Source organism: Microbulbifer sp. CnH-101-G, from assembly GCF_052466775.1.
Window position 1 is genome coordinate 4,551,697 of sequence record NZ_CP174292.1, and the last position, 24,240, is coordinate 4,575,936.

General features: G+C 51.5%; 21 protein-coding genes. 15 read left to right on the top strand and 6 right to left on the bottom strand.

Translation table 11 applies throughout. The annotated features are described in order from the left end of the window. Positions 1 to 152: 152 nt before the first annotated feature. Positions 153 to 839 (bottom strand): OmpA family protein, encoded by a 687-nt coding sequence (locus ACJJID_RS20215; RefSeq protein WP_444920969.1) that lies wholly within the window; start codon positions 837 to 839, stop codon positions 153 to 155. A 155-nt stretch (positions 840 to 994) separates the two neighbouring features. Then, on the bottom strand, positions 995 to 1,132 hold the full coding sequence (locus ACJJID_RS20220) for a hypothetical protein (RefSeq protein WP_172975300.1): 138 nt from the start codon (positions 1,130 to 1,132) through the stop codon (positions 995 to 997). Positions 1,133 to 1,307: 175 nt separating this feature from the next. On the opposite strand from ACJJID_RS20220, the gene murJ reads away from it, so the two are divergent. The 6 genes from murJ to ispH all read left to right on the top strand — a co-directional run bounded on the left by murJ (position 1,308) and on the right by ispH (position 8,832). Further along, a complete protein-coding gene (gene murJ / locus ACJJID_RS20225; protein ID WP_444920970.1) occupies positions 1,308 to 2,918 on the top strand; it encodes a murein biosynthesis integral membrane protein MurJ in 1,611 nt (536 codons plus the stop codon). Between the two features lie 126 nt (positions 2,919 to 3,044). Next, complete coding sequence (gene ribF / locus ACJJID_RS20230) at positions 3,045 to 4,028, top strand: bifunctional riboflavin kinase/FAD synthetase (RefSeq protein WP_444920971.1); 984 nt, start codon at positions 3,045 to 3,047, stop codon at positions 4,026 to 4,028. Between the two features lie 49 nt (positions 4,029 to 4,077). After that, positions 4,078 to 6,882 (top strand): isoleucine--tRNA ligase, encoded by a 2,805-nt coding sequence (gene ileS, locus ACJJID_RS20235; RefSeq protein WP_444920972.1) that lies wholly within the window; start codon positions 4,078 to 4,080, stop codon positions 6,880 to 6,882. Next, complete coding sequence (gene lspA / locus ACJJID_RS20240; RefSeq protein ID WP_444920974.1) at positions 6,875 to 7,402, top strand: signal peptidase II; 528 nt, start codon at positions 6,875 to 6,877, stop codon at positions 7,400 to 7,402. The genes ileS and lspA overlap by 8 nt, the downstream gene beginning before the upstream one ends. Positions 7,403 to 7,408: 6 nt before the next feature. Next, a complete protein-coding gene (locus tag ACJJID_RS20245) occupies positions 7,409 to 7,849 on the top strand; it encodes an FKBP-type peptidyl-prolyl cis-trans isomerase (protein ID WP_152451225.1) in 441 nt (146 codons plus the stop codon). A 50-nt stretch (positions 7,850 to 7,899) separates the two neighbouring features. Further along, positions 7,900 to 8,832, top strand: a complete 933-nt coding sequence (ispH, locus tag ACJJID_RS20250) for a 4-hydroxy-3-methylbut-2-enyl diphosphate reductase (protein WP_444920975.1) — start codon at positions 7,900 to 7,902, stop codon at positions 8,830 to 8,832. 27 nt (positions 8,833 to 8,859) lie between these two features. Here the strand turns inward: ispH and ACJJID_RS20255 are convergent, their stop codons facing one another. Beyond that, a complete protein-coding gene (locus ACJJID_RS20255) occupies positions 8,860 to 9,372 on the bottom strand; it encodes a GspH/FimT family pseudopilin (RefSeq protein ID WP_444920976.1) in 513 nt (170 codons plus the stop codon). 201 nt (positions 9,373 to 9,573) lie between these two features. On the opposite strand from ACJJID_RS20255, the gene ACJJID_RS20260 reads away from it, so the two are divergent. The 6 genes from ACJJID_RS20260 to ACJJID_RS20285 are packed head-to-tail and all read left to right on the top strand — an operon-like array spanning position 9,574 to position 16,255. Continuing rightward, the gene (locus tag ACJJID_RS20260) at positions 9,574 to 10,128 is read left to right on the top strand and encodes a GspH/FimT family pseudopilin (protein WP_444920977.1); all 555 of its coding nucleotides are present in this window, start codon (positions 9,574 to 9,576) and stop codon (positions 10,126 to 10,128) included. Positions 10,129 to 10,139: 11 nt separating this feature from the next. Further along, the gene (pilV, locus tag ACJJID_RS20265) at positions 10,140 to 10,568 is read left to right on the top strand and encodes a type IV pilus modification protein PilV (protein WP_444920978.1); all 429 of its coding nucleotides are present in this window, start codon (positions 10,140 to 10,142) and stop codon (positions 10,566 to 10,568) included. A gap of 10 nt (positions 10,569 to 10,578) precedes the next feature. Continuing rightward, positions 10,579 to 11,751: a PilW family protein gene (locus ACJJID_RS20270; protein ID WP_444920979.1), complete on the top strand. Its 1,173-nt coding sequence runs from the start codon at positions 10,579 to 10,581 to the stop codon at positions 11,749 to 11,751. A gap of 3 nt (positions 11,752 to 11,754) precedes the next feature. Then, positions 11,755 to 12,309: a pilus assembly PilX family protein gene (locus ACJJID_RS20275; RefSeq protein WP_444920980.1), complete on the top strand. Its 555-nt coding sequence runs from the start codon at positions 11,755 to 11,757 to the stop codon at positions 12,307 to 12,309. A 23-nt stretch (positions 12,310 to 12,332) separates the two neighbouring features. Next, the gene (locus ACJJID_RS20280; protein WP_444920981.1) at positions 12,333 to 15,815 is read left to right on the top strand and encodes a pilus assembly protein; all 3,483 of its coding nucleotides are present in this window, start codon (positions 12,333 to 12,335) and stop codon (positions 15,813 to 15,815) included. Positions 15,816 to 15,820: 5 nt separating this feature from the next. Next, entirely contained in the window at positions 15,821 to 16,255 is a 435-nt protein-coding gene (locus tag ACJJID_RS20285) for a type IV pilin protein (protein WP_444920982.1), read from the top strand. Between the two features lie 58 nt (positions 16,256 to 16,313). Here ACJJID_RS20285 and ACJJID_RS20290 read toward each other — a convergent pair whose 3' ends face one another. Together ACJJID_RS20290 and ACJJID_RS20295 are read right to left on the bottom strand one after the other, a co-directional pair. Beyond that, positions 16,314 to 17,720, bottom strand: coding sequence for a sigma-54-dependent transcriptional regulator (locus ACJJID_RS20290; protein WP_444920983.1), 1,407 nt, complete (start codon positions 17,718 to 17,720; stop codon positions 16,314 to 16,316). A gap of 131 nt (positions 17,721 to 17,851) precedes the next feature. Further along, positions 17,852 to 19,432 carry a sensor histidine kinase gene (locus ACJJID_RS20295; protein WP_444920984.1) on the bottom strand — a complete coding sequence of 527 codons (1,581 nt, stop codon included), beginning with the start codon at positions 19,430 to 19,432 and terminating at the stop codon, positions 17,852 to 17,854. 89 nt (positions 19,433 to 19,521) lie between these two features. Between ACJJID_RS20295 and ACJJID_RS20300 the strand changes: the two genes are divergently transcribed. Further along, the gene (locus ACJJID_RS20300; RefSeq protein ID WP_444920985.1) at positions 19,522 to 21,150 is read left to right on the top strand and encodes an NAD+ synthase; all 1,629 of its coding nucleotides are present in this window, start codon (positions 19,522 to 19,524) and stop codon (positions 21,148 to 21,150) included. A gap of 61 nt (positions 21,151 to 21,211) precedes the next feature. Here ACJJID_RS20300 and ACJJID_RS20305 read toward each other — a convergent pair whose 3' ends face one another. Further along, complete coding sequence (locus ACJJID_RS20305; protein ID WP_444920986.1) at positions 21,212 to 22,162, bottom strand: outer membrane protein assembly factor BamD; 951 nt, start codon at positions 22,160 to 22,162, stop codon at positions 21,212 to 21,214. A gap of 100 nt (positions 22,163 to 22,262) precedes the next feature. Between ACJJID_RS20305 and rluD the strand changes: the two genes are divergently transcribed. Together rluD and pgeF are read left to right on the top strand one after the other, a co-directional pair. Then, complete coding sequence (rluD, locus tag ACJJID_RS20310; protein WP_444920987.1) at positions 22,263 to 23,219, top strand: 23S rRNA pseudouridine(1911/1915/1917) synthase RluD; 957 nt, start codon at positions 22,263 to 22,265, stop codon at positions 23,217 to 23,219. Positions 23,220 to 23,298: 79 nt separating this feature from the next. Beyond that, a complete protein-coding gene (gene pgeF, locus ACJJID_RS20315; protein ID WP_444920988.1) occupies positions 23,299 to 24,072 on the top strand; it encodes a peptidoglycan editing factor PgeF in 774 nt (257 codons plus the stop codon). Positions 24,073 to 24,240 lie beyond the last annotated feature (168 nt).

Genomic DNA, 24,240 nt, shown 5'->3' on the forward strand with positions numbered 1-24,240 from the left:
AACAACAGGGTTTCTTTCAGGGGGAGAGTTTTGGCGTATTTGTAATCCGCTTATATATATGCGACTAGGTGCAACAGCGATTTGAAGTCGCCTTGCGCAGCCGCGAGGATTTGTAGTCCATCGCGGCGTTTTGCCGTGGGGCTTGGCAGTCTTTAGAAGTGTCCGGCCATGGCTTCCGGCAGAGAGAAGCGGATATCCACGCGACGTTCCATGGCATAGGCGTCAACATCCCCTTTGGGTGCCTGGGAGTAGGTGGCCCCCATGGCTTGACGACTGATTCGGGAGGCGTCGATGCCCAGGGAGATCAGTGCCTGCTCAACACTCAGGGCGCGCTGGTCGGACAGTACGTTGTTGTAACCATCGCTGCCCCTTGGGTCGGCATGTCCCTCAAGATGAATCTGCAGATGGGGGTGACGTTTCAGAAAGTCAGCCATGGCATTCAGCTGTTGAAGCTGGGTGGCCTGAAGCTCATCTTCTCCGGTGGTGAATAACATCTGGAATTGCAGTGAATCCAGTGCCACTTGACTGGCATCATTCGCGGACAGTCGAGCCGCATCCAGTTGCTGTGCCAGGTTGCTGAGCTCTGCACGGCTCTCTGTCAGTTGTGTTGCCAGCATATCTGCCTCTTCTGCTTGCTTGACCTGTTCGCCGAGCCAGGCACCGCCGATTGCACCGGCGATAAATCCGACTGGGCCCCCTACAGCGGCACCGGCAACGGCTGCCGTGGTAAAGACCGTGGCCTGTTTGGCCGGGGTCAGTTTTGATTCATTGAGTTCATTCGCCTGGGTACCAGAGGCGATCAGGGAAGTCAGGGCTGCAACCAGTAATGCTTTTTTCATTGCTACTCTCCTTGGAGGCTTTCTTTTTTACTCGGTGGGCTGTGTGTTTGGCCCGTTTGAGTGTTATTAAAAAGCTCCAAGGTGGCGCTGGCGGGGCGCAGTAGTGGCAAACTACCGCGCAATTGTGGCGAAATGTGGCAACCGGTGGTGTCCTGTTATTTCAGGCGGTGATAGCGCCGGTCGCGGGGCGAATCTACGCGGACACGAACTCGCTGTGGGCGGGGGCCGCGCATTATCGCAATGTAAAGCACAATCGCCAGTGCCAGGGCAATAATCAAAGCGTTAATGGTCATCCTGTCTTCTCCCCGCGCCACCGGTTCCGTGGGACGCGTAACTAGCTCACAGCTAGTATAGGCTCGCGGGCTCCAGGTCGTAGGAGCACACAATTACCCATATCTCCATGGTTTCCGTGGAATTGCGGTAGACTTGCCGGCCAGCAGGTCTCGCCCAAATCCAGGAGTCACAGCGTTGTCCCAGTTGCCCCCAACCCAAGACCAACCCACTGAAAAATCCGGTACGTCCAGACTTCTGCGCGGCAGCTCGGTGGTGGGGGCTGCGACTATGCTGTCCCGGGTTGCCGGCCTGGCTCGGGATATGGCACTAGCGCGCTTTGCCGGGGCAGGGGACGCCGCCGATGCCTTTTTTGTGGCCTTCAAAATCCCCAACTTTTTCCGCCGCTTGTTTGCTGAGGGCGCTTTTGCCCAGGCATTTGTGCCGGTTCTTGCGGAGTATCGCCAAAAGGGCGGAATTGCCGCAGCGCGAGCACTGAATGACCGGGTCGCGGGTGCGCTCGGCGGTGTCCTGTTACTGGTTACTCTATTTGGCGTGTTGTGCGCGCCAATAGTGACCGGAATTTTTGCTTTTGGCTGGTGGTGGGACGGCAGCGAAAGAGAGAAGTTCGATCTTGCCGCCGGTATGCTGCAAATTACTTTTCCCTACCTGATGCTGATTTCTTTGGCGGGCTTCACCGGGGCCATTCTGAATAGTTTCGACCGCTTTGCTATCCCGGCATTGACGCCGATCATGCTGAATCTGGTTTTGATCGGTGCGGCAACGGTGGGTACGGCTTGGTTCGAACCAGAGATTCTGGCCCTGGCCTGGGGTGTGCTTTTCGCCGGGGTGGTGCAGCTGCTATTCCAGTTGCCTTTTTTGGCGCGCGAGGGGTTACTGCCAAGGCCCAAGTGGGATTGGAGCCATCCGGGGGTCCGTAAAATCCTGCGCTTGATGGCCCCGGCGATTTTTGGCGTCTCAGTCACACAAATCAGCCTGGTGCTGGATACCCTGTTGGCCTCATTCCTGCCCAGCGGCAGTGTTTCCTGGCTGTATTTTTCCGATCGCCTGACCGAATTACCGCTGGGTGTATTTGGTGTGGCTGTGGCCACGGTGATATTGCCGAGCCTGTCGCGTCTGCACAGTGATGGGGATCCGCGTCGATTCCGCCATACCCTCGACTGGGCGCTGCGCAGTGTCACGCTTATCTCCCTGCCCGCGGCGGTAGCATTGGTGGTGCTGGCTGAGCCACTGTTGACCACACTCTTTCAGTACGGCCAGATGCAGCCCCGCGACATGCAGATGGCGGCCTGGTCCCTGAGGGCCTATGCCCTGGGGCTGTTGGCTTTTATGTTGATCAAAGTGTTGGCGCCTGGCTATTTCGCCCGCCAGGATACCTATACACCCGTGCGTTTCGGTTTGATTGCGATTTCAGCCAAGATGGTGCTGAGCCTCCTGTTTGTTATTCCGTTGAATCATTATTTTAAGCTTGGCCATATGGGTTTGGCGCTGGCTACTGCCTGCCAGGCGGCGATCAATGCCTGGCTGTTGTACAAGGGCTTGCGTAGGGACGACGTATACGTACCCGAGGCTGGCTGGGGGCGCTATCTGTTGCGATTACTCGCTGCCAACTTGGCGATGGTGGCTGTGTTGATGGGGCTTCTCCACGTCTGGGAGGCCTGGAGTGCTTGGGGCTGGTTCGAACGTGCCTGGCGTATGGGGGTGATAGTGGCCGCAGGAGGCTCGGCCTATCTTCTGGCCCTATTTGTTTCAGGCCTGCGCCCGCGTCACTTCCGCGCTACAAGCTAGCTCGCTACTAGCTACTAACTATAAGCTCCGTAATGACGTTTATCGCACGGGGCCAGTAGCCACTGGCCGCCCGGTGGGAATCCGCTATACTGTGCGGCTCGATTTTATGAGGATGGGAAGATCGTTTTGGCCCAGGAGCGCGAACTAATTCGCGGGTTGCACAACCTGCGCCCCCGCCACCGGGGATGCGTGGCGACGATCGGCTCGTTCGATGGTGTACATCTCGGTCACCAGGCAATTATTGCCCAGCTGCAACAGCGCGCGCTGGAGTGGGGCCTTCCCTCGGTGGCCATTATTTTTGAACCCCAGCCCCACGAATTCTTTTCTGGTGAGAAAGCTCCCGCGCGCTTGATGCGTTTCAAGGAAAAGGTGCTGGCACTGTTCGATGCGGGCGTGGATCGGGTTTTGTGCCTGCAGTTTAATGAAACCCTGCGCGGACTCAGTGCCGAGGCTTTTATCCAGCGGATATTGCTCGACGGCCTGGGCATTCGCCACCTGGTGGTTGGCGATGATTTTCGCTTTGGCTGCGACCGCAGTGGTGACTACGAACTCCTGCAAAAGATGGGTACGCAGAGCGGCTTCAGCGTGGAAGATACCGCGACTTTGGAAATACGCGGTGCTAGGGTCAGCAGTACCCGTATTCGCGAAGCCTTACAGGACGGCGATTTCCAGTTGGCTGAGGCCCTCTTGGGGCGGCCCTACAAGATAACCGGCAGGGTAGCGCCTGGGCGTTCACTCGGCCGTCAGCTGGGTGCGCCCACGGCCAATGTGCGCCTGCATCGCTATCGCTCCCCCTTGGTTGGCGTTTATACGGTGCGTACCACCGCCACCGATAGTTCTGAACTCGCCAGTGGGCGCCGAGAGATAGATGGCGTAGCCAATGTGGGATTTCGCCCCACTGTAGAGGGGGAGGGCGCGCGTCCTTTGCTGGAGGTAAACCTGTTTGATTTCAATGGCAATCTCTACGGGCGGGAACTCGCCGTAGAGTTCTGCCACAAGTTGCGCAACGAGGAGAAGTTCGCCTCGTTGGATATTCTCAAGGCTCGTATCGCCGAGGATATCGATAATGCCCGGCAGTGGTTTAAACAAAACCCTCGACCGCATCCATAAACTGAGACGACCTAATTTATTTTTCTACTAGAGCTGAAGTAGACATCCAATGACTGATTATAAAGCGACCCTGAATTTGCCTGAGACCGACTTCCCCATGCGTGGCAATTTGCCGCAGCGTGAGCCGGCAATTCTGAAAAAATGGCAGGACAACAAGCTCTACGAAAAAATTCGCGAGGCGCGCGCCGGGCGCGAGCAGTTTATTCTGCACGATGGCCCTCCCTATGCGAATGGCGATATTCACATTGGTCACTCAGTTAACAAGATTCTCAAAGACATCATTATCAAGTCGAAAACCTTGAGTGGTTTCGATGCTCCCTACGTACCTGGGTGGGACTGCCACGGCTTACCGATTGAACACCGCGTAGAGAAAAAAATTGGCAAGGCCGGAAGTAAAGTGGATCACAAGACTTTCCGCCAGAAATGCCGCGAGTATGCCGCCAAGCAGGTGGAAGGGCAGAAGAAAGATTTTGTACGTCTGGGTGTGTTTGGCGAATGGGATAACCCCTACCGCACCATGGATTTCCAGTTTGAGGGCGATATTATTCGCGCGCTCGGCCGCGTGGTGAAAAATGGCCATCTGGCGCGTGGTTTCAAACCTGTGTATTGGAGTGTGGTGGGCGGTTCTGCGCTGGCTGAAGCGGAAGTGGAGTATCAGGATAAAACCTCTTATTCCATCGACGTCTGCTACCCGGTAAGTGAAGAGGCGGATCTGGCCATAGCCGATGCCTCTGGTGGCCACGCGGGGGAGGGCCCGCTGTCGGTGGTCATTTGGACTACAACACCCTGGACTCTGCCCTCGAGCCAGGCGGTTTCCGTAAACGGCGAACTGGAATATGTGGTGGTACAGGCGGGCAAGCGTCGTTTGCTGGTTGCGGAAGCGCTGAAGGATGCGGTTCTAGCTCGCGCAGGCTTCGAAGGGGAAGTTGTGGGGCGCATTCGTGGCGCCGCCCTCGAGCACCTGAAAGTACACCACCCGTTCTACGACAAGCTGCTGCCAATCGTCCTCGGCGATCATGTCACCACCGATGCCGGTACCGGCTGTGTGCATACAGCCCCGGACCACGGCCCGGATGACTTCCAGGTAGGCAAGCGCTACGGCATTGAAACCCTAAACTACATTGATAATAACGGTGTCTACCGCGACAACGTGCCGCTGTTTGCCGGCGAGCATGTTTATAAAGTGGATGACAAGATTGTTGCATTACTAGAGGAGCGCGGTGTGCTACTGCATAAGGGCAAGCTGGAGCACAGCTACCCGCATTGCTGGCGCACCAAGACACCACTGATCTACCGTGCGACACCTCAGTGGTTTATCAGCATGCAGCAAAATGACCTGCTGGAGCAGGCGCAGAAAGCGGCAGATGACGTGCTGTGGATACCTGGCTGGGGCAAGGCTCGTATCGATTCCATGCTCAATGGCAGTCCAGACTGGTGCATCTCTCGCCAGCGTACCTGGGGAGTGCCTATTGCCCTGTTTGTGAACAAAGAGACTCACGAGCTGCACCCGGAGTCCCCGGCACTAATGGATAAAGTGGCCGCTTTGGTCGACGAAAAAGGGATGGATGTCTGGTTTGATCTGGATGCTCGTGATCTTCTTGGTGATGAGGAGGATCAATACGAGAAAGTGACCGATACCCTCGATGTCTGGTTCGATTCTGGCGTGACCCATTACGCCGTGTTGGAGCGTCGCGAAGGTCTGCGCTTCCCAGCCGATCTCTACCTGGAAGGGTCCGACCAGCATCGCGGCTGGTTCCAGTCCTCCCTGAAGACTTCCATCGCTATCAATGGCTGTGCACCTTATAAGCAGGTTTTGACCCACGGTTTCACCGTGGATGCCCAGGGACGCAAGATGTCGAAGTCTATCGGCAATACTGTCGCCCCCCTGGATGTGATCAACAAGCTGGGTGCAGATGTCCTGCGACTGTGGGTATCGGCCACCGACTTCAGTGGGGAAATGGCCGTTTCCGACGAAATTCTCAAGCGTACCGCAGATTCTTATCGACGCTTGCGCAATACTGCGCGCTTCTTCCTGTCGAACCTGGCTGGTTTCGATCCGCAGAAAGATCTGTTGCCAGAAAATGAATTGCTGGCGCTGGATCGCTGGGCGCTGGATAAAGCTGCGCATCTGCAGGACGAGATTTTGGCGGCCTACGATAATTACCAGTTCCACCAGATTTACCAGAAATTGCATAACTTCTGCGTAGTGGAAATGGGTGGTTTCTATCTGGATATTATCAAGGACCGTCAGTACACCACCAAGGAAGACAGTATCGCGCGCCGCTCGGCACAGAGTGCGCTCTACCATATTGTGCAGGCATTCGTGCGCTGGATAGCACCGATTCTGAGCTTTACCGCTGAGGAGTTGTGGCAGTTTATTCCAGGTAACAATGCCGATAGCGTCTTTATTGAAGAGTGGTATCCACTGCCCAAGTTGCCGGTAGAGGCCAATAAAGGTGCAGAATACTGGGCCGTAATGGCCGAGGTAAAAACGGCGGTAAACAAGGTATTGGAAGAGCAGCGTGCAGCCGGAGCCATCGGTGGATCCCTACAGGCTGCGGTTACTCTATATGCCAATGATGACCTGCGCGAGAAATTACTCGAGCTGGAAAATGAGCTGCGCTTCGTGCTGATTTGCTCCTCCACTTCAGTGCAGCCGCTCAGCGATGCGGGGGGCGCCGAGGCTACCGAGCTTGAAGGCCTTAAAATTGGTGTGAGTAAGGTAGATCACCCCAAATGTGCGCGCTGTTGGCACTATCGTGCAGACGTGGGTGAGAACAGTGATTACCCGGATATATGCGGTCGCTGTGTAGAGAACGTGACTGGTAAAGGCGAGGTAAGGCACTATGCCTAAGACCAATTTGCTGCTCGGCCATCCCTGGCGCTGGTATTGGCTGGCCCTGGCTGTTGTGGTTCTAGATGTCGCCACTAAGGTTTGGGCCGTGGGTGAATTTATGCACGGCCCAGCGGTGCAAATAATTCCGGGGTTTCTGCAGTTTACCTATGCGGAAAATTACGGCGCAGCGTTTAGCTTCCTGTCTGATGCAGGGGGCTGGCAGCGGTGGTTTTTTGGCGTGATCGCAATGGTCTTTAGCATAGTTGTCACTATTTGGCTGTGGCGTTTGCCAGCGCTAAAGCGCTGGGAACCCTGTGCCCTGGCCCTGATTCTTGGCGGCGCCCTAGGTAACCTGTGGGATCGTATTTTGCTGGGGTATGTACGGGACTTTATTTCCGTGTACTACGGCAGTTGGCATTTCCCTGTGTTTAATGTGGCGGATATGGGCATCAGTATCGGCGCAGCCATGCTGGTAATAGAGTTGCTTTTCTTTGCAGAAAAAGACGGCGACAAGACAAAAAATAACGCGGAAGTTTAACGAACCATGAGTAATAGCGTTATCGGCGAACACAGCCGCGTAACTCTGCATTTCAGCCTTAAGCTGGATGACGGTACCGAAGTGGATTCTACCTTTAAAGGCGATCCCGCCTCTTTTAGTGTGGGGGATGGCAGTCTCCTGCCGGGCTTTGAAAAAGCCCTGTTTGGTCTCAAGGCCGGCGATGAAGCGGAAATTGAAATTCCCCCCGAGCTGGGTTTTGGTCAGCGCAACCCGGCCAATATGCAAAAGGTTCGCCGCGATAGCTTTTCTCCAGATATTGAACTGGAACCTGGCTTGGTGGTGTCTTTTGACAATGGCAGTGGTGAATTGCCGGGAGTAATTCGCGAGATTGAAGAAGATGAAGTGACCGTTGACTTCAATCATCCCTTGGCAGGGCAGACGCTGAACTTCCACGTAAAAATTATCGCAGTGGATTCAATTCAATAGGGCAATTTTTCACCCTTTGAACTGGTTATCGAAAGAGTGCTGAAGTAAAAATGCAAATCCGACTGGCTAATCCCCGCGGCTTCTGTGCCGGCGTCGACCGCGCGATTGATATCGTCAACCGCGCCCTGGATGTTTTTGGAGCGCCCATCTATGTGCGCCACGAGGTGGTGCACAATAAGTTTGTGGTGGAGAGCCTGCGCGAGCGCGGTGCCGTATTTGTGGATGAGTTATCGGAAGTGCCCGATGATGTCATCGTTATTTTCAGTGCTCACGGCGTATCCAAGGCCGTACAGCAGGAGGCGGAGGATCGCAATCTGCGCGTGTTCGATGCCACCTGCCCACTGGTTACTAAAGTGCACATTGAAGTCAGTAAGTTCAGCAGCGATGGCGCCGAGTGCATACTGATCGGCCACGCTGGTCACCCGGAAGTGGAGGGCACCATGGGCCAGTACGATGGTGCCGCCGGTGGTGCTATCTATCTGGTCGAAGATGAGGAGGATGTGGCAAGGCTACAGGTAAAAGACGAGAACAACCTCGCTTATGTAACCCAGACCACACTCTCTATGGACGACACCGCCCGTGTGATCGACGCCCTGCGCCAGCGTTTCCCCAATATCCGCGGCCCACGCAAGGACGACATCTGCTACGCCACCCAAAACCGCCAGGACGCCGTGCGCCAGCTCGCCCTGGAGAGCGATATGGTGTTGGTTGTGGGCAGCCCCAATAGCTCCAACTCCAACCGCCTGCGTGAATTGGCCGAGCGCTGCGGCGCTGATGCGAAATTGATCGACGGCGCTGCAGATATTGATGCCGATTGGCTCACCGGCAAAAAATCCATCGGCATCACTGCCGGCGCCTCGGCTCCAGAGGTACTAGTGCAAGAGGTGATAGGCAAACTGCAAAAGCTCGGCGCCAGCCTGCCCGAAGAGATGGATGGGCGTGAGGAGAATATTCGTTTTTCACTGCCTAAGGAGTTGCGCTAAATGGAGGTGGTTGAAGCGAAGGTGGGATTATGAGCAATCACTTTCATCTGCTTTCTCAATTCGCATTCGCCCACCGCTGGATAGAATAAAGGCCTTTCCATCGCTATTTTCCTGGCTGCAGATATGTAGCGTTCCCATTTGAAGAGCCCCTTGAGGAGAGCCCACCTTACGGCTCTCCCCTGTGCTAATAAAAGAAATATAATCTGCAACTGGTCTGTTTGTCTTAACTCGGACTTTTTCCTGCGGGCCACTGCTAAGAATCAACACCTCATCAGTACCCCTATTCCCGTCATTATCGATGTCGGCAAATATCTCCCAACCCTGCTCCCAGCTCCCCATATTGCGCATGGTTACCCGCTGATTACGGGTAATGGCATTGGTGCGGGTAAGTTGCACAGAAGCAAAAAACTCCTCGGCTGCGGTTTGCAGCTGAGTGTTTTGCAGCATTTGTGTAAAGCTTGGCAGACCGATCAATAGAAGTATCGATAATATCGCCAGGGTGATCAGTAACTCGAGGAGTGTAAAGCCCTGTTGAGTCATATCCCCTCTCCATGGGTTATTAGAAACAGGTCTCAGTTTCTTGACCATTGAATCTGCTGGAATTGCCACTTGTCGAATCACCTTGGTGTGGTAACTACCAGCAATGCTATTTTTGGGAATATAACTCTAGGCAGGTTTTCCATCTAGATGCCTGGCGGTTAAGAAAACACCAAATTATTGGTACAGATCGAGTAGAAGTGAATGCGATATAAGCAAGTTCAACATAAACATTACTTCAGGCAGCGGGGATTTACCTTAGTCGAGCTAATGGTCACTCTTATGGTGATGGCGATTTTAGTCAGTATTGCAATGCCAAGCTTTACTAACTCTATTAACAATAATCGTTCAATTGCGCTTTCAGAGGAATTTATTGGTGCTTTGAGCTATGCGCGTTCTGAAGCGGTAAAACGTGGAGCAGCTGTTTCTATTTGTGCAAGCACAGATGGTGCTAGCTGCACTGCAGCAGATACATGGTCGCAAGGTTGGATAGTTTTCGTCGATGTGGCTGTCGATGATAACACTATTCCACCTAATGTAGGTGCTGTACTAAGAAGTTGGGAAGCTGATGAAAATGCGGTAATTACGGTTGAGCAGGGGGCGGCCACTAACTTTATCCGGTACACGAGTTTGGGTACCTTAGGGCGCTTTAATCAGACTACGATTAACTCAAAGGTATCTGGTTGTACCACTAACAGTGCACGCACAATTATGGTCAGTGGGTCTGGAATAGCTACGGTATCTAAGGTCAGCTGCTGAGTAATACCTATATGAAAGTATTAACAAAACAATGTGGTGTTGCATTAATCGAAGTAATGATCACTGTGTTGATTCTCTCTACATCTTTACTGGGCCTGGCAGCCTTGCAAAACAAAGCTCTGCAATATAATCACAGCGCTTATATGCGCTCACAGGCTAACGTGTTCGCCTATGACATCCTTGAAAGGATGAGAGCAAATCGCCCAAACATTTCATCTTATGAAATAACTGTTAACGCAACGACACCGACGACAAGTTCCAGTAGAGCCGGAAAGGATTTGATTGAATGGAGGGGACTTCTTGCAGACAAGTTGCCCGAGGGAACTGGTGGTATAAGTTGTGATGATGAAAATAATTGTACTGTGACAATTCGTTGGGGGGAGCAAGATGCAAGTAGTGCAGATGGTAAAACCAGTTTTAAGTACATGACACGGATTTAAAGAAATGATAATGCATAAGCAGCGAGGGGTTTCCCTAGTAGAGCTAATGGTCTCTATTACTGTGGGGTTGGTTTTAATGGCGGGGGTAGTACAACTATTTTTGTCCAGTAAAGTGACTTTCACCACCCAGCAGGGGCTTTCTCGAGTTCAGGAAAGTGGACGTTTGGCGATTGATTTTCTTAGTGAAGATGTCCGCATGGCTGGATACTTGGGATGTGCAAACCTCTCTAATCCTGAAATAAGAAAATTCATGACGTATGAAAACCTGCTTAAAGAAAAAGAGGTAATGCTCTACAGCTATGATACACCCATCAAGGGGGTTGATGCCGGGGTTAAGGATGATAACTACCCTGAAGATCGACTGGAAACCTCGGATGCTCTGTCTATACGTAGTGCCAACGGTAGAACGGTTGGTGTTGCAGCGATTAGTGATGGAGAAAAAGTATACGTTGAAAATACTGGAGTCGAGGAGGATGGCTGTGCCGAGGGAGAAGATAAATATAGCGGCTTTTGTGCAGGCGATATAGTGACACTTGCTGACTGTCGAAAAATATTTGTTTTCCAGGCCACAGGTTTCGAAATAACAAGTGGCCCGGATGAAGAGTCTGACACGGATTCATCAAGCGATTCTTCAGCTTCTGGGGGCGAAGATGATTCTGAAAGTGGCGCGGATGCCGGTGGCGATGAAATGATTGCTATTTTCCATTCGGATGAGAGTGGGTTTGAGCCAGGAAATGAGGTGGCCAACTGGGATGATGAGTTTGAAAACGGTGGAGATATCCATAAATTTGGAGAAGATGCACAGGTTCTGGTAACAAGTAATACTTTTTACTATGTGGCTAATGGAACGTCTGGGCAACCCAGTCTCTACCGAGAAGTAAATGGCGAGGCCCAAGAGTTGCTGGAGGGGGTAGAGAATATGCAACTCACTTATGGGGTAGATACCAATAGTGACGATGCGCCAGATGAGTTTGTCTCGGCTTCAGAGGTTGTAGACTGGGATGATTTGATCGCTATTAAAGTTGAGCTGCTCCTGGTGTCCCCAGAGGATAATATTCTTCAGGAGCCCCAGCCATATACTTTTAATGATCAAGGGCCTACAACTCCCGAAGACCGCCGAATGCGGCAGGTATTTACCAGTACAATCGCGATACGAAGCCGTATGCCTCAAGTGGATTTATAAAAGATGCGTATAAAAAGGATACCGTTAATTCAGCGGCAGCAAAAAGGTGCCACCTTGTTGGTCGGCTTGATTATTTTATTGCTCATGACATTTATTGGATTGGCTGCGATGCGTGGTAGCGGGATGCAAGAATTAATGGCGGGTAATATGCGTGATCGCCAATTAGCATTCCAGGCGGCCGAGGCGGCATTACGTGTTGCTGAGCAAAAGGTAATGATGGAAACGGCAAAAGCTTATACAGATATTTTTAATGGAAATACCGATGGTTATGCAGAAAGAATGGAGGGTTCTTCAAGTACAGGTTTTTGGTCCAGCTTTAATTGGTCTGACTCTATTGCGAAAACGGAATTGGAGTTAGAGGGTGTAGCTAGCCAGCCGGTATATATAGTTGAAAGAGTTGAATTAGAAGTAAGAAATAACGGCTTTAGTGGAGGGGCTATTGATAAGGTTGGCAGTGAGAGTGGTGATCCCGAGAAATTTTACAGAATTACCAGTCGAGGTGTTGGTGGCACAGAATCTGCGGTGGTTATTCTACAGTCGAACATCAAAGCTTATTAAAAATCAAGGTTGGAAAGACTGGTATGTTAAAGGTAAGAGAAAATAAGAAATTTTTATCAGCCCTGATTGCAGGTCTTTTAAGTTTAGGAGTTGCACACTCAGCCGTATCTTTGGATATTTCCCAACAGCCTTTATTCCTACAGACTTCAGCAGATCCTAATATTATGTTTATTTTGGATGATTCTGGGTCTATGCAGTTCGAAGTAACTCCCTCTGAAGCAGTTGACTATTTTGATAATCTTGACCGGGTAGTATATGTATATCCAAACTCCTCTACCAATACGGCATCAGTAAACTTTGTTTATTGTCCCTACGCTGAAGGGAAAACAAGCTCGTGTGATTACTGGCAGAATGGGGATCAGGTAGTCCCTATGTTTGGTAGTAGCAATAAGTGGGCTGCATATTATCGATCATCTCACAATAATAAAACCTATTATGACCCAACTGTTCGATATGATCCATGGGCAAAAGAAGACGGTACCTTTTGGCCCGCTGCACAGCCGACAAAGGCTTACCATAATCCAGCAGATATAACAAAAGGCTGGAGAGATCTCACTGTAAATAATAAACAAAGTGCAAGTTGTTGGCTGCGAGGTAGGGCTGATAAAAACTCAGGTAAAGATCATGCTTGTAGAGATGATGAAATAACATTTTATCCTGCCACATATTTTAATTACCGTGGTACTGGTGATGTGCTTGATGCGGCAAACTATAGTCGCATACAAATTAAAAGCGGTAATACTTTTGTGGGGGGCGATGGCCGCACGGATTGCGCCAACACAGCTGCCTGTACCTATGATGAAGAAATCCAAAATTTTGCTAATTGGTATAGCTATTACCGATCACGTGTTTTGATGTCAAGGGCGGGTATTGGCCAAGCATTTGCTTCTCAGGGGGAAGATTTACGTGTTGGATTTGGCACGCTGAACTCTGGATATAAAAATATTGATGGAAAATATACTGAAACTATCTTGAGAGGAGTGCGTGCTTTTAGTGGAGATGATCGCGATAAATTTTTTGAAAACCTCTATGAGGTAGATATTCCTTCTCAGGGCACTCCGCTTTTAAAGGCTTTAAAAAATGCAGGTGAGTATTATAGTCGTACCGATAGTACCGGCCCTTGGTCCGGTAAACCTGGTATTGGCTCCAGCGCGGCTGATGTAGCCTGTCGCTCAAGTTATACAATCTTGATGACTGATGGTTACGGAAGTGACTATGGTTCAGTTGGCTATGGTAATGTTGATTCAAACTATGATCCTCCATTTTCTGACGGTTATTCCAATACTTTGGCAGATATTGCAATGTATTACTGGAAGGAAGATTTAAATCAAAATCTAGATAATAAAATTAGCCATCCGGAGGGTAGCTTAGATACTGCAACTTGGCAGCATATGGTAACTTTTGGCGTTGCGTTGGGTGTAGCGGGAAATGTGAATCCGGCATCATCGGCATTTGATGCAATTGATACTAAGACGATTATTCCCTGGGGGGATCCCACATCAAGTGATGCCTCTAAGTTAGATGATTTATTGCATGCTTCTGTAAATAGTCGGGGGGGGTTTTATAGTGCAGGAGATCCGACAACTTTCGCCGAGCAGCTTTCAGCGGTTCTCAGTGATATCAGTGATCGTCAGGGCTCAGCATCTTCTGTTGCAGCGAACTCAACACGTCTTGGCACGGATACGGCTATATTTCAGGCGCTCTTTAACTCTGATAATTGGAGTGGCGAAGTTAGGGCAATTGAGATGGATACAGACGGTACATTAAGTGATAGCGCGAAATGGACTTCAACCGGCAATATTCCCGAAATTAATCGTGATGTATTCACTTACAATGGATCCAAGATCGTAGATTTTACTTGGGATAAGTTAACTTCTTTCCAACAGTCAGCACTAAAAGGCGCTGATGACGAAGCTACTGGTATTCGGAGGCTTAACTGGATACGAGGCGCGAATGAAACCGGTATGAGAGTTCGTTCGAAATTACTGGGCGATATAGTAAATAGCAGTCCTGTATTGGCTGGTAATAACAATTTTTATTACCATCTTCTTCCTGCAAGTCTTGGAGGAACAAGTTACTCCAGCTACCTTAGTGAGACAAAAAATAGTGATCGCACTGAGGTCCTTTATGTGGGGGCCAATGATGGTATGTTGCATGGTTTTAATGCAGATACTGGTGTAGAGACCTTTGCTTATATTCCTACGGGGGTCTATGGGAAATTAAAAGCGCTTACTGAGTCAAACTATGGCACGGAGAAAAATCCACACCAATATTATGTCGATGGCCCTCTTTATGTGAGTGACGCCTATTTTAAAAAGGGGGGTACAGGTAATGCAGAGTGGATGAATATCTTGGTGGGAACTTATGGTGCCGGCGCCAAAGGTCTGTTTGTTCTCGATGTGACGAATCCAAGCAATCCCGAGACACTCTTTGAATTAGATAGTTCTGATAGTATCGCGGGGCAAAGTATTGGTCACATTTTGGAGCAGCCACTTATTGCGCCAACACCAGCTGGTTGGAAGCTTATTTTTGGTAATGGATATGATTCCGAAGATGAAAAAGCAAGCCTGATAGTGGTGGACCTTGAGAATCCAGCTGATATTGAGGTGATTTCCACTAATAGTCAGCTCAATAATGGTTTAAGCGGCCCTTCACTTTTGATGGATGCCAAGGGGGTTATCAACACAGTGTATGCTGGAGACCTTCAGGGAAATCTTTGGAAATTTGATATTAGTGAACAATCATCCGATAAATGGGATGTGGCATTTACACATGAATCTTCAGATGATGATCTTCCTTTGTTTACTGCAAAGGATGTGAATGGAAATCCTCAACCAATTACAGCACCTCCAACACTTGGTGCTAATTTTGCAATAGATAATTCCATAATGGTTTATTTTGGTACGGGTAGTTATTTCACCTCGAGTGACAATGGCCCAGGTTCTATCATTAATAGCTTTTACGGACTAGTTGATAAAAATGAAAGAATTACTTATAGCTCGGATCGCTCGGATATTTTGATGGAAAAAAAGATAGTCGAATCTGGTGATACTCGTACTATTGATAATGACGATGATACAAGTTGGTGGCAAGACAAGTTGGGTTGGTACCTTGATTTTGGTGCTATAGAATCCACAACGATAAGCTCTTCAGGGGACGCCGGCTCATCGGAAGTAGGAACTACGGGTGAGAGAATCATTAGTAAACCTCTATTAATTTTGGATAGGTTAATTTTCCCAACATTGATAACTTCAGAAGATCCCTGCGCTTATGGTGCTACAGGATGGACAATGGAGTTAATCGGTCTAGGTGATCCCAGATTTGCTAATATAGGTGTTTTAGATAACCCAAATACAAAGCAGGATAGTGCGAGTAATGGTTTTTCCGGTTATATTTCTGCTGGTAAGAAGATTTATATTCCCACTTCAGAAACCTCTGGAAAATATCGAAATATAACTGGAAATAATAGCTTGCCGCCCTCACGCCTGTCTTGGAGGAAATTTTAAGAGCTATGATGGATATTAATAAACCATCCAATAATCGGGGCTTCACGCTCATTGAATTGATGATTGTGGTCGCGATTGTTGGAATTATTGCTGGAATTGCTTACCCGTCCTACATGGAATCTGTAAGAAAAAGTAATCGTGCCGAAGCAAAAGTTTTTCTGAACGATACTGCGCAACGCTTACAGCGCTGTTTTACTGCTTATAGTGCTTACAACGATGATAATTGCTCTGTTGCGGGAGATATTTCTGGAGGCAATAGCCTGGACACAGAAAATGGCTACTATTCGATTACAGGGGTTTTAACGGCCACTACTTTCACTCTAAGTGCTAAACCTGTATCAACATCTATGCAGGGTGGTGACAGTGGCTGTACAGATTTCACTCTTAACCAAGCCGGCGTAAAAAATGCTTCTGGGAAGAATGCAGCTAATTGCTGGTAATCACTAATTTAGAAAAATTGGGCAGGCCGGGCAAATGTAACCCGGCTCGCTTATATTTCTAAGTTTCCAGCCCCAACTTCTTCAACCGATAACGCAGTGAGCGAAAACTGATCCCCAACTTCTGGGCCGCAGCAGTACGGTTCCAGCGGGTTTTGGTAAGCGCGCTTTCTATCGCTTCTTTCTCAATCTCCTGTAAAAACTCATCCAGGGATTTATACTGACTGGGATCAAAGCGGTTGCTATTTTCCTGTTGATTTTCAGATAAGTTTTCACTTTCTATCGCAATGGAAAACGCTTCTCGTTCCTGCGGCGTCTCATCCTTTTCCAAAAGCAGGTCTTCACAGCGAATTTCCTGCTGGTCACATAGAGTGAAGGCGCGTTCGAGAATGTTTTCCAGCTGGCGTACATTACCGGGGAAGGGGTAGGTCTGTAGGGCTTGTATGGCATCGGTGGTGATGCCGGGAGGAATTTCACCTGAATTTTTGGCGATGCGTTGCATGATGGCATCGACCAGTAAGGGGATGTCCTCACTGCGCTCGCGCAATGGTGGTGTTGATATTTCGATGACATTGATACGGTAATAGAGGTCGCTGCGAAAGCGTCCCTCATTGACTTCTTTGGCCAGATCTTTGTGTGTCGCACTGAGGATGCGCACATCGATTTGGGTTTCCTGGCTCGCGCCGATAGGGCGGATGCGCTTTTCCTGTATCGCGCGCAAAAGCTTGACCTGCATATCCAGGGGCAGGTCGGCTACTTCGTCAAGAAATAGTGTGCCTCCTTGGGCACTTTGTAGTAAGCCGGCCTTATCTTTATGTGCGCCGGTAAAGCTGCCTTTTTTGTGTCCAAAGAACTCGCTCTCCATCAGCTCAGCGGGAATGGCGCCGCAGTTAATGGGTACAAACGGTTTGTCTGCACGGGCCCCCTGTGCGTGGATGGCACGGGCGGCCAGCTCTTTACCGGAACCTGACTCACCACTGATATAAACCGGGGCATCACTGCGCGCGACTTTGGCAATTTGCTCGCGCAGCTTGCGCATATTGGACGCTTCCCCCAAAAGTAGCTGCTCCGAGCTTTTGCTGAGTTGAGGATCGCGCTCCCGATTTAGGCGTAGTGCCAGCTGGGCGAGGTTGCGCAGTCGTTCCAAGTCGACCGGTTTACTGACAAAATCAAAAGCTCCGAGCTTCAGTGCCTTTATCGCAGTATCCATATTGCCGTGGGCGGTAATCACTGCGATGGGCAGATCTCGATGAACGCCACTCTGGATATGCTCCACCAATTGCAGGCCATCACCGTCGGGCAGGCACAGGTCGGTAAGGCAGAAGTCGTAGCGGTTCTCTGTGAGCAAGCGTGTTGCCTCCGCGAGGTTGGCTGCGGTGTGGCAGTTCACATCCATGCGCTGCAGAGTGAGTGTGATTAGTTTGCAGATATCCGGTTCGTCGTCAACAACCAGGGCCAGAGGTAGCATCAATTCTCTGTCTTTTCTTGTTTTGTGGAGATTGTGGGCAAAGGTGCCGATTCTGATTATGTCAGAAATTCTTTACGAATAATCCCATACATTTTGGGAAAAATTCCTGAGTAGAATCAAGTCACATCGGTTTAGTGAGCAAATTCAACCCTGAAGCAGCTCATATCATCATCACTGCGGCAGTGGTAGAGAGTTGCCTGGTTGCTTTCACACAGTTCCCGGGCGATATAAAGGCCCAGCCCGCTGCCGCGATTGCCAGTGGTGAAAAAAGGCTCGAAAACCTTGTCTCGGTGCTCCTGTGGAACTCCAGGCCCCCGATCTTTCACATCTAGCTGGGTACAACCGCGCTCTGGATTGTAGTGCACGCGGATTTCGGCCTGGCGCTCGCCGGTAGCCGCTTGTGAGTGGTGCAGGGCATTGTCGGTTAGGTTGGTGACGACCTGGGCCATTTGTGCTGCATCAAACTTGGCGTTGAGGGGCTGGGATGGCAAGTCGAGTTCGACTCGGTCTCCCTTATCAGAGCCGGCGGTGTAATCCTGCATAAGCTGTTGTAGCCAGCTACTTAGGTTATGCTCCTGGGGGTTGCCGGCTCGACGCCGGGATAGCTGCATAACATTTTCAACGATCTGGTTCACCCGTTGGCTCTGTCTGCAAATGATCTCGGTAAGATAGTGATCCTCCTCGCGCAATTGGGAGGATTCGGACAACAACTGGGCGGCATGGCTGATAGCTGACAGTGGGTTGCGAATCTCATGGGCGATAGAGCCGGTGAGGTGCCCTAGAGAGGCGAGCTTCAATTTCTGTGCGGCTTCCGCCAGCTTGCGGTTATCTTCCATAAAAACCAGTGTGCTACTGCCACTTTCATGTTTGAGCTTGGCGAAGTTGAGGTGCAGTTCACTGCCATTTTCCGCTTGTAGCAGGGGAGTATCGGGTCCTTCATTGTTGCGCCATTGGAGAATGGATTGGCGTAATGCGCTCCCCGCTTTACTTTCACTGTGTAACTGCTCTCCTAAGAGTCGCCGGGCGGCCTGGTTGACCAGCTCGGGTTGGCCGCCGGGGCCCATCACCAGAACCCCAGTACCCATACGTTCGATAATCTGCTGGGCCAGGCGTTGTAAGTGTGCGGCTTGGCGGCTCTGTTGGTCCGCACGCAAATTGGCGCTGCGGATGCGTGCAGACAAATACTGGAGTGCGCTTACCGTGGCGAATAGTAGTAGTCCCAGGCTTCCCGCAGCGACGATATCCTGGCTGGTACCCCGGCCTGAGATCAAATTGTATAACTGCAGTCCGATCACTCCGAGACTAGCCAGCGCCGCAAAGAAGGCACTCATACGGCGATCCAAGAGGATGGAACCTATCGAGCAGTTAATAAGCAGTAGATAACCAAGGCCCGAGTTGAGGCCACCACTGGATTCTATCAATAAAAGGAAAACCAAAATGTCACAGGCCAAAATGATACCGATTTGGCCTGTGCCCACTTGATAGGCCTGCTGGCGTAAAAAAATTAACCAACCAAAATTAAGAATGGCATACACCACAACTGTGTATAGGAAAAGTAACGGTGCATCATCGCCAAAGGCACCGGCGCCGATATCCGAATAGAAAACGCCCAGTAATACCAGGGCGATAGACAGCCGGTAGATTGCGCAGATGCGCAATAACTCATGGTGTTGAAACGAGGGGGAGGTACTGGTGTTGCTGGCACTACTCAAGATGTCTTCCCGGTTTGTTGTTGTGGTGGCCGCTGCTGTTACAGCCCACAGGGGTTACAATGGCGGCCTGTCTTGTCCGAGGTTTAACCATGTCTACTTTGCAGCTAGTGCTGGCACAAATCAATTCTCTCGTAGGAGATATTCCCGGTAACACCGCCCGAGTTATCGAGGTGGCTAACAGGGCCCACCGCGAAATGGGTGCCGATCTAGTCTTGTTTCCCGAGTTGACTCTGTGTGGCTACTCTCCGGAAGATTTGCTGCTGCGACCCAGTATGCAAACTCGTATTGATGCTGCACTGGAAGCTTTGAAAGCGGTTCAGTTGCCCTGCGCGATTCTGGTTGGCTACCCCCGCCATCGCAATGGCAGGCTATTTAATATGGCAGGCCTGATTGCCGATGGGGAGTTGGTGGCGGAGTACGCCAAGCAAAAACTGCCGAACTATCAGGTCTTCGATGAGAAACGCTATTTCACCAAGGGGGATGGGCCCTGTGTGGTGGATATCAAGGGTATCCCGATTGGCTTTAGTATTTGCGAGGATATCTGGCATCCAGAGCCTTTACAGAAGACCGTAGAGGCCGGAGCTAAGTTGATTCTGAATATCAACGCCTCCCCCTTCCATCGTGGTAAGGCTTTGCAGCGTCAGGAGTTGATAACCAGGCAAGCGCGTGCGGTTGAAACGCCGATTGTTTATGTAAATTGGTGTGGAGGCCAGGATGAATTGGTCTTCGATGGGGGCACCATGGCTGTAGATGCTCAGGGGCAGGTTTGCGCCAGGGCAGAAGAATTTGCCGAGCAATTATTACCCGTATCGGTTTCCCAGCAGAACGGTAGAGTGACTTTATTGCCCGGCGAGGTGGCCCCGCTTATGGGAGACTTGGCTTCGGTTTACCAGGCGCTGGTATTGGGGGTGCGCGACTACGTCAATAAGAACGGTTTCAACGGTGTGGTGCTGGGGCTCTCAGGCGGGATTGACTCGGCCCTGACTTTGGCAGTTGCCGTGGATGCGCTGGGCAAGGAGCGGGTGGAAGCGGTGATGATGCCGTTCCACTATACCTCGGATCTGAGTAAGACCGATGCTGCCGATCAGGCTCAGCGCCTGGGTGTCGAATACCGGGAGATTGGTATCGAGCCCATTTTCGATGCCTTTATGGGAGCTTTGGCGGAAGAGTTTGCCGGCAGTGAAAGGGATACCACCGAGGAAAACTTACAGGCCCGAACTCGTGGAGTGCTATTGATGGCTATCTCCAATAAGAAGGGAGCCATGGTGCTGACCACCGGCAATAAGAGTGAAATGGCGGTTGGTTATGCCACCCTATACGGCGATATGGTGGGTGGTTTTAACGCTTTAAAAGACGTGCCCAAGGTGCTGGTGTTTGAGCTGGCGCGCTATCGCAATACGGTCTCGGAGGTCATTCCAGAGACTGTGATTACACGGCCTCCAAGCGCTGAATTGGCTCCCGATCAAGCGGATACTGATAGCCTGCCTCCCTATGAAGTGTTGGATGAGATTCTGAATCTCTACGTCGATAGGGATTACAGTGCCGAACAAATTATCAAGCAGGGCTTTGAGCGCAGCATTGTAGAGCGGGTGGTGCGCCTGGTGGCACGCAATGAATACAAGCGTCGCCAAGCCGCTGTGGGTGTGCGGATTTCCGAACGGGGCTTCGGGCGGGATCGTCGCTATCCGATTACCAACGGTTGGAAGGCTGGAGAATAAGCCAGCCCAGAATGTAAAAACGGCGCCATAAGGCGCCGTTTTTTACGTTTAAAAGGGGTGCTTACATCAGCTCCGGTGGGAGGGGAGCCTCACCGCGATTGTATTCGGGGTTGTACAGCTCACGGCTGTCGAAGCCTTGTGGGTCAGATTTTTCAAACAGCCCCAGAGTTACACGGTGGACCAGGCTGCGGCCACTGGCGCCCTTGAAGAAGGCGTAGTTGAAGGTGCCATCTTCATTGAAAGCCGGGTGCTTGGGGTAGTTGTTGCGCAGTACGCTCAGGGCGTTGGCCTCCAGCTCGGGCATCTCCATCAAGTGGTAGCCCTGAACCATTACTGCGAGCGCATCGGGCACAGCCGGAGTCTGCTGGAAGTTCTCCACAACATAGCGGCCGCGGTTGGCGGCGGCGAGGTAGGCGCCGCGCTTGAAGTAGTAGTTGGCCACGTGAATCTCATAGCGGGCCAGCAGGTTGCGCAGGTGAATCATGCGTTTCTGTGCGTCTGCAGCGTAGCGGCTCTCTGGATAGCGGGCCATCAACTGTGAGAAGTAGGCGAAGGACTCACGCGCAGCGCCAGGATCGCGATTGGTTAGATCGGTGGGCATAAAGCGCTCAAACAGGCCGGCGCCCTCGGTGAAGGAGGAGAGCCCCTTCATGTAATAGGCGTAATCGACGTTGCGGTGTTGCGGATGCAGTCGGATAAAACGATCCGCGGCGGCGATGGCGGCATCGTTCTCATAGTTGCGGTAGTAGGCGTAGATCAACTCCAGCTGGGCCTGTTCGGCGTAGTTGCCGAAGGGGAAGTTGTCTTCCAGGGCGCGCAGGTTCTTGATCGCCAGGTCCCACTGGCTGGTGCGCAGTTGCCGCTGGGCAGCCTCGTAGAAGGCCTGTTCAGTGCGGTTGCCGGTGGGCAGACCCTCTTCTGAATCATCGGTGTTGGCGCAGGCAACCAATATTGCGGACACCAAGGCCAGCCACAGCATTTTCCAGGCTTGCATAGCCCCTCGCTCTATCATTCTCACACTCTACCTTATTAAACTATCCGCCAAGATTAATCTGGCGCTCCGGACATTTAAACACAGTCCCGGAGCTGCCCAAAGTATTTGCAATTGTTTGATGAATGACCACCTAAAACTCGATATTGAAGTACCGGCCACAATGGCTGGTCAAAGATTAGACCAAGCGGCAGCCGAATTAATTCCCGATTATTCCCGCTCTCGCCTGCAATCCTGGATCAAAGGCGGGCAACTCACCCTAAATGGTGCTGCTGCCAAGCCCAAGGATAAGCTATTTGGCGGTGAGCGGCTCAGCTTGCGTGCAGAGCTGGAGCCTCAGGGGAGCTGGACCGCCCAGGACCTGGACCTGAATATTGTCTATGAGGACGACAGCCTCATTGTGATTAACAAACCCGCTGGCCTGGTGGTTCACCCAGCTGCCGGCAACCCCGATGGCACCCTGTTGAATGGCCTGTTGCACCACTGTCCAAACCAGGAAAAGATTCCCCGTGCGGGCATTGTGCACCGTCTGGACAAGGACACCAGCGGTTTGATGGTTGTCGCCAAGACTCTGCCAGCGCAAGTTCATCTGGTAGACCAGTTGAAACGGAGAACGGTCAGTCGGCAATACGATGCCCTGGTGCAAGGCTTTATAACCGGGCCGGGGCGCGTCGATGCACCTATCGGTCGCCATCGGCAAAATCGCCTGAAAATGGCCGTATTGGACTTTGGTGGCAAAGAAGCCATCACCCACTATCAGGTGCAACAGCGCTTTCGCGCTCACACTTTACTGCGCTGTAAGTTGGAAACTGGGCGCACCCACCAGATTCGCGTTCATATGGCCCATATTCGCCATCCTTTGGTGGGCGATCCGATTTATGGGGGCAGGCCTAAGCTGCCCGCAGAGGCAAGTAGAGAGCTGGTCCAGGCACTGCAGGGATTCCCACGTCAGGCCTTGCACGCTGCAGAGTTGGCTCTGGTCCACCCACTGACTGGGGGAAATATGCACTGGTGTGCTCCCATGCCAACGGATATGCTCCAGTTGCTCGATCTTCTCGGTAGGGACCAGCGCGAGTGAATGTCAGTGGCCCTAGCCACTTGAGGTGAAGCGCACAGTCACTGTCCGTTTCGCAACATCGTTATAAAGCAGAAATACCATGTCCATCGATCATTACCTGATTCCCTCTTGGCCGGCTCCAGCCAGGGTGCGCGCGGTGACTACCCAGCGCAATGGCGGTGCCAGCAGCGGGGCTTTTAGCAGCTTCAATCTCGGCGCTCATGTGGGGGATGAGGAACCTGCAGTGAAGGCCAATCGGCGGCAGTTGTTGGAGGAGTTGAAGCTGCCGGCGGTGCCTCAGTGGCTGGAACAGATTCACAGTGACAAGGTTATTCAGGCACAGGCTGACGGGCTTGTACGTACCGCCGATGCCAGCTTTAACATTGGGGGTGGGGCCGTCTGCGCAGTTCTCACCGCTGACTGCCTACCGGTACTTATTTGCGACAAGGCTGGCACCAAGGTAGCGGCGGCGCATGGGGGCTGGCGAGGCTTAGCCGAGGGCATATTGCGAAATACAGTTGCGGCACTCGAATGCGACCCACAAGAATTACTGGTCTGGCTGGGCCCCGCGATTGGCCCCGAGGCTTTTGAAACGGGAGTCGATGTTTTGGAAGCCTTTTTCGAGCATGCCCAGAGTGGCGCGCACACCGAGGCGATTGCCCAGTGTTTCCGCCCCCACAGCCAGAAGCCTTTGCATTTCCTCGCCGATATCTATGCCTTGGCGCGAGCTGAACTGGCTGAACTCGGCGTTGAGAACATTTATGGTGGTGAACACTGCACAGTGAGTGAGGCCGAACGCTTTTTTTCCTATCGCAGGGAAAAAACCACCGGTCGTATGGCTTCGTTAATCTGGTTGGCTAATGATGAAAGCTGATTAAAAGAACCAGAGCGAGTGGGTTTTATTTTACTCTCTATGTCGCTCGCGCTTCTCTCCACTTATGGTCTCACTTATACGGTCTCACTTACGGTAAGGCTATGGCAGAGCGCGCCGTTTTCATCTGATCGTTGTTGGGGCGCCGCGCACACAAATCAAGTCGAGGTG